The sequence below is a fragment of the uncultured Sphingobacterium sp. genome (assembly GCF_964277905.1).
Taxonomy (GTDB): Bacteria; Bacteroidota; Bacteroidia; order Sphingobacteriales; family Sphingobacteriaceae; genus Sphingobacterium; species Sphingobacterium siyangense.
Genome location: NZ_CAXYKD010000002.1, coordinates 85,522 through 98,211 on the forward strand (window position 1 = coordinate 85,522; position 12,690 = coordinate 98,211).

The following is a 12,690-nucleotide window of genomic DNA, read 5'->3' on the forward strand; positions in this document are numbered from 1 at the left end:
TTTTATTTTCTACTGATCCGTTACACAGCCTTCTGAGGCATCGGCAACAGTTTTAGCGTATTTGTATAAAACTCCTTTGTTAACTTTTAACGCTGGTTGTACCCAAGCGGCACGACGTTGCGCGATCTCTTCATCGGAAAGTAGCACATTGATGCTGTTATTCACTGCATCGATCTCGATAATGTCATCATCATGTACAAGACCGATTAATCCGCCTTTGTAAGATTCTGGTGTGATATGCCCTACGACAAAACCATGTGTTCCACCTGAGAAACGGCCATCGGTAATTAAAGCAACAGATTTACCAAGACCGGCACCAATAATCAAGGAGGTTGGTTTAAGCATTTCAGGCATGCCTGGTGCTCCAACAGGACCTTCATTTTTGATCACGACAACATCTCCTGGTTTGATTCTACCAGATGCAATACCGGCTACTAAATCATGCTCTCCATCGAATACGCGTGCAGGACCAGTGAATTTCTCACCTTCTTTACCGGAGATCTTGGCAACAGAACCTTTCTCTGCTAAGTTCCCATAAAGAATCTGTAAGTGTCCTGTAGCCTTGATTGGATCGCTCAATGGTTTGATAATCGGTTGGTCATATTCCATGATTGATTTAACATCAGCCAAGTTCTCAGCGACCGTTTTCCCTGTTACCGTAATACAGTCACCATGAAGTAAACCTTCATTTAAAAGATATTTCATGACAGCAGGAGTTCCACCGAATTGCTGAAGATCTTGCATCAAGTATTTACCGGATGGTTTGAAGTCAGCTAATACAGGGGTTTCGTCACTCATGCGTTGGAAGTCATCTTGCGTGATGTCTACGCCTACGGCTTTGCCTATTGCGATAAAGTGAAGTACAGCATTGGTACTACCACCCAAGATAACAATGGTACGTAGCGCGTTCTCAAATGCTTTACGTGTCATGATATCAGAGGGCTTGATATCTTTCTCAAGCAGCGTGCGGATATGTTGACCTGCCTCTAAACATTCATTTTTCTTTTCTTCCGAGATCGCTGGATTGGAAGATGAGTATGGTAAGCTCATTCCCAAGGCTTCAATTGCCGAAGCCATGGTATTTGCTGTATACATTCCGCCACAAGCACCAGCACCAGGGCAGGTATGTTTGATAATGCCTTCATAGTCTTCATCGGAAAGATTTCCGCAGATGCGTTGTCCCAATGCTTCAAATGCAGACACAATGTTTAATTCTTCACCTTTATAGTGGCCTGGAGCGATAGTACCGCCATATACCATTAAAGAAGGACGGTCCAAACGGGCCATTGCCATAATTGCACCAGGCATGTTTTTGTCACAGCCAGGAATAGAGATCAAGCCATCATAATATTGTCCACCACAGATCGTTTCGATACTATCAGCGATCACATCACGACTTACCAACGAATAACGCATCCCATCGGTACCGTTGCTCATACCGTCACTGACGCCAATGGTTCCAAAGGTCAAACCCACTAAATCATTGTTCCAAACGCCCTTCTTGACGATTTGTGCCAAATCATTTAAGTGCATATTACACGTATTACCATCATATCCCATGCTGGCAATACCGACCTGTGCTTTGTCCATGTCGGCATCCGTAAGACCGATACCATAAAGCATTGCTTTTGCAGCAGGTTGCGTTTCGTCTTGTGTAAATGTACGGCTGTATTTGTTCATTGCGTTTTCGCCGTTAGATGATGACTTCATAATTTTCGTTCTCTAATACTAAATTTTTATATCTTCTTTGGATTGATGCACCTATGCTGTGTTCCCAGGCTTCTTTGTAGATGACATCATCGACTTGTTTGATTCCGATAATTTCTGCCGCAGTTCCGCATAAGAAAGCGCTATCAGCAGTGTAAATGTCTTCTATCGTCAATTGCTTTTCAATGACTTCGAAGTTTAATTTTTTACAAATGTTTTTTACAGTCTGGCGTGTAATGCCCGGGAAGATATTCTTCGCTGGCGGCGTATAGATTTTGAAATCCTTTTCGATGAAAATATTTTCACTGGATGCTTGGGCAACGTAGCCTTCGTGGTCGAGCATTAACGCTTCGTCGTAACCCTTCCTGATGGCTTCAGTTGTCGCAAGGATGGAGTTTACATACTGCCCAGAGATCTTCGAGTCAATTTTAAACGATTTTGGATTAGGTCTTTTGATATCAGAGATACATACCTTTAATAGGTTTTGACCAAGATATGGCCCCCATTCCCATGCTGCCATCATGATGGTTGCTTCGGTTGATGAGGTTAGGTGCATATTTGAACCGGTCAATACCAATGGACGTATATAAGCTTCTCTTAGGTTGTTGTTGGCCAAGAGCTCATAACAGATGTCGATCAGCTCTCGGTTGCTCCAACGATAGGGAATATTAACTGCTTCACACGATCTCTTTAAGCGATCGAAATGCATGTCAGCTTTAAAGATACGTGGTCCATTGTGGGTATTATACGCACGTAAACCATCGAACACCGCATACCCATAATGCAGTGACTGTGCAAAGGGATCCAATGCAACTTCGGAAGCTTTTACAAAAGCTCCATCTAAATAGATCAACGTGTTTTTATCGTAATATTTCATAACCCAAAATTTACCTAAGTATAATAGTTCCCTTTGTTGTGGTATTGGTGGTAAATCATGCTATCTCAAGCTTCTATAAAAACTTTCGATTTTCATTTCCTCAAGGTAGCAGGAATTACAATAATTGGCAATAGGCAAAGTGCTAATTTTGTATTTAGAATAAAATTTTATTAAATCTGTTTTTGTAAAATTTTATTTTTCAATAATTCGTTTTATTCGGTTTTATATTTTGTTAGTCGTATACCATATTTAAAATTGGTCTACAGGTGTAAAAAATTATTTTTTGTTACAATGGCCAATTTTCTTCCTAAAATGAAGAAAATGTCAAAAAAACTTTAAAAAAAAAGCTTCCGATATTTCTATCGGAAGCTTTTTAGATTTTATAAAATCGATTTGATTTAATCTCCGATAATTCCTTCAGCAAGCACGGTAATGACATTGTCTTTTGCTTCCACAACACCACCTTTAATGAACACTTCTTGTCCACCTTTACCTTGTTGAATAATTACTTTTCCATCTTCCAAAGTAGAAACAATGGCAGCGTGGTCTTTCAAAATTTGAAAAGAACCCGCAGTGCCCGGTACAGTAACTGAAGTTACTTCGCCTTCGAATGCTAATTTGTCTGGAGTGATAATTGTTAATTTCATTATTCTTAGATATAATCTAGATTAAACTGCTTCTGCTAATAATTTTTTACCTTTTTCGATAGCATCATCGATGTTACCTACTAAGTTGAAGGCAGCTTCAGGGTACTCATCTACTTCACCGTCAATGATCATATTGAAACCTTTGATGGTATCTTTGATGTCTACCAATACACCTTTTAAACCTGTAAATTGTTCTGCAACGTGGAAAGGTTGAGATAAGAAACGTTGTACACGACGTGCGCGGTGTACAGTTTGTTTATCTTCTTCAGATAATTCGTCCATACCTAAGATGGCGATGATATCTTGCAATTCTTTATAACGTTGAAGAATTTCTTTTACACGTTGTGCAGTATTATAGTGTTCGTTACCTAAAACGGCAGGAGAAAGGATACGTGATGTAGAATCCAAAGGATCCACAGCAGGGTAGATACCTAGCTCAGCGATTTTACGAGACAATACTGTAGTTGCGTCCAAGTGAGCGAAAGTTGTCGCTGGAGCAGGGTCAGTTAAGTCATCGGCAGGTACATATACAGCTTGAACCGAAGTGATTGATCCGTTTTTAGTTGAAGTGATACGCTCTTGCATTAAACCCATTTCAGTTGCCAATGTTGGTTGGTAACCTACGGCTGAAGGCATACGACCCAATAGGGCAGATACTTCAGAACCCGCTTGTGTAAAACGGAAGATATTATCGATGAAGAATAATACGTCACGGCCTTGACCTTCGCCATCACCGTCACGGAAGTATTCCGCAACTGTCAAACCTGATAAAGCAACACGCGCACGTGCACCAGGAGGCTCGTTCATTTGACCGAATACGAAAGTACATTTAGAATCTTTCATCAATTCGTGGTCAACAGTATCCAAAGGCCATTCGCCTTTTTCCATGCCTTCCATAAAGTGCTCACCATATTTGATGATACCAGACTCCAACATCTCGCGCAATAAGTCATTACCTTCACGTGTACGTTCACCTACACCGGCGAATACAGAAAGACCACCGTGACCTTTTGCGATATTGTTGATTAATTCTTGGATTAATACAGTTTTACCTACACCGGCACCACCGAATAAACCAATTTTACCACCTTTAGCATATGGCTCTAAAAGGTCAATAACTTTGATACCAGTAAAAAGTACTTCGGATTCAGTTGACAAATCTTCGAATTTAGGAGGTACGTTGTGGATAGGACGACCATTCTCTTTATTCAAATTTTGGATCCCGTCTATGGCATCACCAACTACATTGAATACACGACCTTTGATTTCTTCACCAACAGGCATTTTGATAGGAGCACCAGTATCGACAACTTCCATTCCGCGAACTAAACCTTCAGTTGCGTCCATGGCAATTGTACGTACACGATCCTGACCTAAGTGTTGTTGAACTTCTAATACAACACGTTGTCCATTTTCTTTTTGAATGTACAATGCATCGTAAATTTTAGGTAGATTTTCACTGTCGGCGAAGTTGACGTCAACAACTGGGCCGATAATCTGCGCTATTTTACCAATCTTGGGCATATTATAGGGACTAAATATTTATTAATCAATTTTATATAAGAGACATAAAAGGCCTCTTTTTTGGTCAGCAAAAATAAGGTTATTCGTTTTTAAAAACAAATAGAATTTGCAATTAAATTACAATTTTATTAATGTAGGTCAAAATGTTATCGATTGTAATTCTGTATGTTTCGATTTCTATACCTGCAAATATAGTTTTTCTCTTTTATCCGGCTATGTATTTTTGAAGTTTACAGCTTTACTTCGCTGAATCTTTTATTCGTTTAGGAATGGAACCTGATTAAATAAAATCGACCTGTAACGGAGTGCCTCTAGGATTCGTTACAGGTCGATCGAAATAAATCTGCTATTTTATGAAAAGCAGGACTAGATTTTTTTGTTTAATTCGTCCTGCAACTGGCGCTTGAGCAATTGTTCCTTTTCCATGGATTTTTTGCGGAAAGTAGCGAATTCCTCTTGCGATTGCTCGGCGGTTTTTTGGAATTCCACCGTGTCCACTTTCGCTTTCCGATAAGAAAATAAAAAGATAAATGCTGCTACTGCCAATACCGCAATGATCGTCCAAACAACAGTATTGTAAAAAGTTTTGGATGTATTGATTCCCAAGAAAGAGAAACTTTCTGTTTTTTCCTTCTCCTGTGCCAACTGATCCTTTAAAACCTGAATTGAATCTTGTAAAGTTTTGGTATTGGACGTATAGTTGCTTGAAGATGATTTTAAAGAGCTGATTTCCTTGTGGAGTTTTGCTACGGTATCAATTACATTGCGTTTCACAATATCAAGGTTGGTTTTTCGTACCATCTTGAAATCATAGTTGTTTTTCGAAATATAATTCAGGTGGTCAAATTGATTCGCCAAACTTCCTTTTTTTAATCCATCCGGACTGTACTTGAAGGCATTATCCTGTTGTGCTGCTGTAGCGGCGGGAGCCGCAGCAGGAGTTTGTGCCTTCAATAGCGTATGTGATGAAATAAATAAAATCGTAAAGAATATAAATGCTAATCTCAATTTGCTCATGTTGTTTATTTTATAAAATGCGTTAATCCAGCTTATCCTAATTGTAAAACTAGGATATTACCTTTGATAAATATAAGGAATTATTGAAAAAACGAAAATGATAAGTGAAATATATTCCAATTCCCATTGGTCATTTCCCGTTACTTTATCATGATTCGATAGACCAACTTGGCAAATACCGTAAAAAGGACATGATCTTTTCCTTATAAATTGCCGTATTTAGTTTGAAATAGTATGCTCCTTTTTTTGAGTTTTCCTTATCCTTTTCCTCCAGTTTGATTATAAGGTCTGAGGAAAGCAGTTTTCGGCTGAAATTGCGCTTATCCAATTCGATATTATAAACACCCTCATAGAGTGCTGCAATCTGGGGAATCGTGAATTTCTCAGGCAGCAGTTCAAATAATATCGGATACAAGGCTGCTTTCATGCGTAGGCGGTGCTGTGCCGAAGCGATCATCTGATCATGATCGAAGATCAGTGTTGGATGCTCCTGTAATGGAAACCATTGAGCTTCGTAATCGTCACTGAGGATATGTTTATATTGCTGCGTATCAATCAGCGCAAAATAACAGATACTGACAACCCTGTCGCTAGGTTCACGCTTAGGTTCACCGAATACACTACATTGTTCCATGTATACATTTTCAAGTCCTGTTAACTGTTTGAGCACCCGGCTCGCCGCCTCTTCCGGACTTTCGTCAGATTGAACGAAACCACCCATCAGACTCCATTTATTTCTTTCTGGTTCGAAATCACGTTTAATTAAAAGTACTTCAAGGGATTCGCCGTTAAATCCAAATATGATACAGTCTACTGCCAAAAGGATCCCTGAATCTTTTTTATAATATTCCATCGTCTATCGTTTTATCTTTTTATCTGACACCACCCCATTTATTCCACGAGCAAAACTATGTAAAAAAGTAAATAGCTAAAAATAAGTATAATAATTGTCTGATACATCCCTTTAAAAGGCTTTTATACGCCTATGTAAGGAATTCGGGTTAACCATAATTTGCTGCTATGAAGTTAGCTCTATTTTTTAAATATGAAAATTTTCTTTCATATTTAAAAAAATAAATGTTTATTTGACACTAATTATTTTTTCAAGGCGAACTTCAGAAAGGGGGGGATTGAAGAATAAGGCATTAGAGACAATTATAAGTTATAAACCAAATTCAGCAAAAATGAATAAATCGTATGTCATTGGGGTGGACTATGGAAGTGATTCGGTCCGTTCGGTATTGGTTGATGCTAACAATGGCGAGGAGATAGCTTCTTCTGTATTTTACTACCCGCGTTGGAAAAGAGGGGAGTATTGTGATGCTGCTTTAAGTCAGTTTAGACAGCACCCGTTGGATTATATCGAAGGCTTGGAAGCAACAATAAAAGATTGTTTGCTCAAATCGGAAATCGACAATATTGGCGCAGCTGTAAAAGCAATTTCCGTGGATACAACGGGATCTACTCCAGTTGCCGTAAACGCAGCCGGGGTTCCATTGGCGTTGTTGGACGAGTTTAAAGACAACCCCAATGCCATGTTTGTTTTATGGAAAGATCATACAGCTGTTGGAGAGGCCAAAGAAATTAACCTGCACAATCAAAATAGTTCGGTGGATTATTTGAAGTATGTGGGCGGAGTATACTCTTCGGAATGGTTCTGGGCGAAATTACTTCATGTTTTTAGGGCTGATGAAAAGGTCCGTGCCGCCACATATAGCTGGGTTGAGCATTGTGATTATATTCCTTTTCTATTGACAGGGGGAACACAGGTGTCTGCTATGAAGCGTGGGGTTTGTTCAGCGGGGCATAAATCGCTTTGGGCCGAAGAATTTGATGGCCTACCTCCAAATTCTTTCTTTTCAACACTTGATCCATTGCTGGATGGTTTGGTTGATCGTTTGTTTTCCGAAACATACACTGCTGATCAATCTGCTGGTCAGCTTTCGGAAGAATGGGCGCAACGATTAGGTCTTACAACATCAGTCGTTGTTGGTGTAGGTGCATTTGACTGTCATATGGGTGCAGTCGGAGGGCAAATTGAGCCATATTATCTGAGTAAGGTAATGGGGACATCGACCTGTGATATGCTAGTTGCCCCAAAGGAGGAAGTTCAGCATACGTTGGTCAGGGGAATCTGCGGTCAGGTAGACGGTTCAATTATACCGGGAATGATTGGTATGGAAGCTGGGCAATCTGCATTTGGGGATGCTTACGCTTGGCTGAAACAGGTGTTACTGTGGCCAACGAAAAATTTGATACAAGATATTGAAGAGATCGAAGCGCATACGCGTGAACAGTTGATGGCAACCCTGGAAGATAAACTCTTGTTCAGTCTAAGTGAGCAGGCGGCATTACTTCCCGTAACGGCAACATCTGAATTAGCTTTGGACTGGCTCAATGGTCGTCGAACTCCGGATGCGGATCAATCCTTGAAAGGAGCGATTACAGGTTTGCACCTCGGAACAGATGCACCTCGGATCTTCAGGGCGATTGTCGAAGCGACTTGTTTTGGCGCAAAGGCTATTGTTGACCGTTTCGTGGAGCAGGGTATTCCGGTAAAAGGTTTGATCGGTTTAGGCGGAGTTGCAAAGAAATCACCCTTTATTATGCAAATGATGGCCAATGTGATGAATATGCCTATTCGTATTCATAAAAGTGAACAGACTTGTGCCATTGGCGCAGCAATGTTCGCCGCAACAGCTGCTGGTTTATATGACCGGATTGAGGATGCTATGAAGGCAATGGGGCAAGGTTTTGAACGAACTTACATACCTGAGGAAAAATGGGTAACCATCTATGCCGAACGCTATGAACATTACAAGGCTTTGGGAGCTTTCATCGAAGGAAAGGAATCGCTAGCCATTACTGTTTAATCATTCAAATTTTAATCATGTATAATTCAATTAAAGAAGAAGCCTACCATTGCAATATGCAATTGCCCCAGCTGGGATTGGTGCTTTTTACATTTGGAAATGTGAGCGTTGTCGATCGTCGTCAGGAAGTTTTTGCGATTAAACCAAGTGGGGTTCCATATGAAGAGCTTTCACCGGAACATATGGTGATTGTAGACTTTGATGGTCAGGTGGTTGAGGGGAATCTTCGGCCATCATCAGATACGAAAACTCATGCGCTACTGTATAAACATTGGAAGGAAATCGGTGGGATCACCCACACGCACTCCACCTATGCGACAGCATGGGCACAGGCGCAACGGGATATTCCCATTTTCGGAACGACACATGCAGATCATTTGACGGTCGATATTCCTTGTGCTCCACCAATGCACGATGAGATGATCGCCGGAAACTACGAGCATGAAACGGGGTTTCAGATTATCAATCACTTTGCCGAAAATAAGCTGGATTATAAAGAGGTGGAAATGATTCTGGTTGGTAACCACGCGCCGTTTGCCTGGGGTAAAACTGGAACAAAGTCTGTTTATAACAGTGCAGTATTGGAACAGGTTGCTAAAATGGCTTGGTTGACAGAACAAATCAATCCGAATGCGCCTCGATTAAAGCCTGCACTGATCAAAAAGCATTACGAACGGAAGCATGGGGCCAACGCCTATTATGGTCAATAATTTTTAGTAATAAAAAATCTATAGCAAAAACTACAATTTAACATGAATATCAATTTAAAAGAACTTGAGGTTTGGTTTGTCGTGGGAAGCCAAGACCTATATGGTGAAGAAACCTTGCGACAAGTTGCCCTACATGCTGAGGAAATAGCCAATTATTTAGATACCCAAGCAGCGATTCCAGTAGCGGTAAAATATAAACCGATCGTAAAAAATGCGGACGAGATTTATGCAACATTGGCAGCCGCCAACAATGAAAAAAACTGTATTGGAGTTATTACCTGGATGCATACATTTTCACCTGCAAAGATGTGGATCCGAGGATTAAAAGCTTTGCAAAAGCCATTGTTGCATCTGCATACGCAGTATAACCAGGATATTCCATGGAATAGTATCGATATGGATTTTATGAATCTCAACCAAAGTGCGCATGGGGATCGCGAATTTGGACATATCGTTAGCCGCTTAAAAATAGGTCGTAAAGTCGTTACCGGGCATTGGCAAGATGCGGAAGTGTTGGAACGGATTAATGTTTGGGCACGTGCAGCAGCCGGATGGCACGACTGGCAGGGGGCTAAATTTGCACGATTTGGCGATAACATGCGTTATGTGGCTGTTACGGACGGCGATAAAGTAGAAGCAGAGTCGCAATTTGGTTTCGCTGTAAACACCTATGCCATTGGTGATTTGGTAGCGGTTATCAATGCGAGTACGGAAGCGGAAATCGCGGCATTATTAGCGGAGTACGAAGCGACTTATGAACTTGCCGAAAACGTGAAAGCTGACGGTGAATATCGTGCTAACCTCATCGAAGCTGCTAAAATAGAAATTGGCCTACGGAAATTTTTGGAACAAGGAAACTTTAAAGGTTTTACGGATACTTTTGAGGATCTGCATGGGATGGTACAACTTCCGGGCTTGGCAGTACAGCGTTTAATGGCTGAGGGGTATGGTTTTGCCGGCGAAGGGGATTGGAAGACTCCGGCTTTGGTGCGCGCTTGCAAAGTAATGGGTGCAGGATTAGCTGGAACAACCGCATTTATGGAGGACTACACTTACCATTTTGATCCGCAGAATCCCATGGTACTTGGCTCGCATATGTTAGAAGTGGATCCAGCTTTAGCAACTGGAAAACCGCGTATAGAAGTACATCCGCTAGGAATTGGCGGCAAGGCGGATCCTGCCCGTTTGGTTTTCAATGGCCAGAGCGGAGATGCATTGAATGCCTCTTTGGTCGATATGGGAACGCGTTTTCGTTTGATCGTGAATAAAGTACAAGGTGTTGCTGTGGAAGAAGAGTTACCTAAGCTTCCTGTTGCGCGTGTGTTATGGAAACCGCTGCCAGATATGAAAACAGGCTGTAGTGCCTGGATTGTGGCAGGGGGGGCGCACCATACAGCCTACAGCTTGAGCTTAACACCCGAATACCTGGAAGATTTTGCACGTATTGCCGGACTGGAATATGTATTGATCGACGAGGATACTACGGTAGCGAAACTCGAAGATCAATTGAAATGGAATGAACTATATTATTTACTGAGTAAATAATAGCCTAAGCCATTTATACCTGCTCTTCGGGTATAGATGGCTTATTGATAATAACCAATTTGGGAAATATGGAAAAATTTGCAACGGTAGATTACATCATCTTCGTAATTTACTTCTTTATTGTAGCCGGTTATGGCTACTGGATTTATCGTAAAAAGACGAATAGTTTAAGCAGTAGCAAGGACTACTTTCTGGCAGAAGGATCACTGACCTGGTGGGCCATAGGCTCTTCGTTGATCGCATCGAATATTTCTGCTGAGCAGTTTATTGGTATGAGCGGTAATGGATTTGAGGTCGGTATTGCTGTAGCCGCTTATGAGCTCATTGCTGCGGTAGCGTTAATTATTGTTGCGGTTTGGTTTATTCCGGTCTATCTGAAAAACAAGATTTTCACGATGCCTCAGTTTTTGAACAACCGATACAATGAAACAACAAGTCTTATTATGGCAATCTTCTGGTTGTTTTTGTACGTTTTTGTCAATCTGACTTCCATTTTGTATCTCGGGGCAATCGCCATTTCGAGTATGGCCGGAGGTGGCGACAGTTTCCACACCATTACAGTTGCTTTAGCCGTATTTGCCGTTATCATTACTTTGGGTGGAATGCGTGTTATTGGTTTTACAGATGTGATTCAGGTTGTTGTATTAATTATTGGCGGTATAGCGACGACCTATGTGGCATTGACCTTGGTCAGTGAACATTTTGGTTTGGGACAAGACGCCTTGGCTGGATTCAATAAACTGATGGAAGATTCGCCAGAACATTTTAACCTATTTGTCGATAAACCAGGGCCGGGTGCCAGTCAGGAAGATATCAATAAATATCTGATGCTGCCTGGAATAGGGATGTATCTTGCCGGGATCTGGATTGTCAACCTAAATTACTGGGGCTGTAACCAATACATCACACAACGCGCTTTGGGAGCAGATTTAAAGACTGCACGTACAGGGATTCTTTTTGCGGGATTTCTAAAATTGTTTATGCCGATTATCGTCATGCTTCCAGGAATCGCTGCTTATGTGCTTTATAAAAATGGAGCGTTACAGCACGAAATGGCTCCGGGAGGGGTGTTTCATGCCGATAATGCGTACTCGGCGATATTGGGCTATCTGCCAAATGGAATGAAAGGACTCGCGCTGGCGGCGCTTACAGCAGCTATTGTGGCCGGATTGGCCGGAAAGGCGAATAGTATCGCAACGATCTTCACATTGGATATCTTTAAAAAATACATCAATAAAGATGCGAGCGAAGCAAAAATGGTCTGGGTTGGAAAGATAACAATTGTGATCTCTATTCTACTTTCTGTTTTATTTACCTGGAATGATGCACTGGGCATCGGTGGCGCCGGAGGATTTACTTTTATCCAAAAATATACAGGCTTTATCAGTCCGGGTGTTTTTGCGATGTTTTTGCTCGGTATGTTCTGGAAAAGGACTACGGGTGCAGCCGCCATTACAGGCCTTGTTACGGGATTTGCATTGTCGGTATTTTTCAACGAGTTTGCAACAAAAGTTTTCGGGCCAGAAACATGGATCTATACGGCATATCTTAACAAAGCGGGAGTTTATGAAATTCCATTTCAGATATGTATGGGACTAGCATTTGTGTTTACGATGATCGCTATGATTGCTGTCAGCTTATTTGGACCAAAAGTTAATCCAAAAGCTTTTGTATTGGATCGATCGATGTTTAAAGTGGAACCGTCCGTATTGGCATTAATTGTTGTGACTTTATTGTTGGTGACTGCTATCTATGTGCGTTTTTGGTAGAAATGTTGCCATTTGAATTAT

At 41.2% G+C, this 12,690-nt stretch carries 10 protein-coding genes; 4 read left to right on the top strand and 6 right to left on the bottom strand.

Annotation, left to right across the window (positions count from 1 at the left end):
- Positions 1–9: 9 nt before the first annotated feature.
- From ilvD to ACHWSC_RS01840, 6 genes are all read right to left on the bottom strand, one after another.
- Positions 10–1,710, bottom strand: coding sequence for a dihydroxy-acid dehydratase (ilvD, locus tag ACHWSC_RS01815; protein WP_088163104.1), 1,701 nt, complete (start codon positions 1,708–1,710; stop codon positions 10–12).
- Positions 1,694–2,584 (bottom strand): branched-chain amino acid transaminase, encoded by an 891-nt coding sequence (locus tag ACHWSC_RS01820; protein ID WP_394675593.1) that lies wholly within the window; start codon positions 2,582–2,584, stop codon positions 1,694–1,696. The genes ilvD and ACHWSC_RS01820 overlap by 17 nt, the downstream gene beginning before the upstream one ends.
- Positions 2,585–2,982: 398 nt before the next feature.
- Entirely contained in the window at positions 2,983–3,231 is a 249-nt protein-coding gene (gene atpC / locus ACHWSC_RS01825; RefSeq protein WP_120335003.1) for an ATP synthase F1 subunit epsilon, read from the bottom strand.
- Between the two features lie 21 nt (positions 3,232–3,252).
- Positions 3,253–4,755: a F0F1 ATP synthase subunit beta gene (gene atpD / locus ACHWSC_RS01830; protein WP_075994361.1), complete on the bottom strand. Its 1,503-nt coding sequence runs from the start codon at positions 4,753–4,755 to the stop codon at positions 3,253–3,255.
- A gap of 366 nt (positions 4,756–5,121) precedes the next feature.
- Entirely contained in the window at positions 5,122–5,772 is a 651-nt protein-coding gene (locus ACHWSC_RS01835; protein WP_394675594.1) for a hypothetical protein, read from the bottom strand.
- 148 nt (positions 5,773–5,920) lie between these two features.
- Positions 5,921–6,625 (bottom strand): NUDIX domain-containing protein, encoded by a 705-nt coding sequence (locus tag ACHWSC_RS01840; RefSeq protein ID WP_075994359.1) that lies wholly within the window; start codon positions 6,623–6,625, stop codon positions 5,921–5,923.
- A gap of 331 nt (positions 6,626–6,956) precedes the next feature.
- On the opposite strand from ACHWSC_RS01840, the gene ACHWSC_RS01845 reads away from it, so the two are divergent.
- From ACHWSC_RS01845 to ACHWSC_RS01860, 4 genes are all read left to right on the top strand, one after another.
- Positions 6,957–8,645, top strand: coding sequence for a ribulokinase (locus ACHWSC_RS01845; protein WP_394675595.1), 1,689 nt, complete (start codon positions 6,957–6,959; stop codon positions 8,643–8,645).
- 17 nt (positions 8,646–8,662) lie between these two features.
- The gene (locus ACHWSC_RS01850) at positions 8,663–9,355 is read left to right on the top strand and encodes an L-ribulose-5-phosphate 4-epimerase (RefSeq protein WP_088163099.1); all 693 of its coding nucleotides are present in this window, start codon (positions 8,663–8,665) and stop codon (positions 9,353–9,355) included.
- Positions 9,356–9,397: 42 nt separating this feature from the next.
- The gene (gene araA / locus ACHWSC_RS01855) at positions 9,398–10,900 is read left to right on the top strand and encodes an L-arabinose isomerase (RefSeq protein WP_394675596.1); all 1,503 of its coding nucleotides are present in this window, start codon (positions 9,398–9,400) and stop codon (positions 10,898–10,900) included.
- A gap of 68 nt (positions 10,901–10,968) precedes the next feature.
- Positions 10,969–12,669: a sodium/solute symporter gene (locus ACHWSC_RS01860; RefSeq protein ID WP_075994355.1), complete on the top strand. Its 1,701-nt coding sequence runs from the start codon at positions 10,969–10,971 to the stop codon at positions 12,667–12,669.
- Positions 12,670–12,690: the final 21 nt, after the last annotated feature.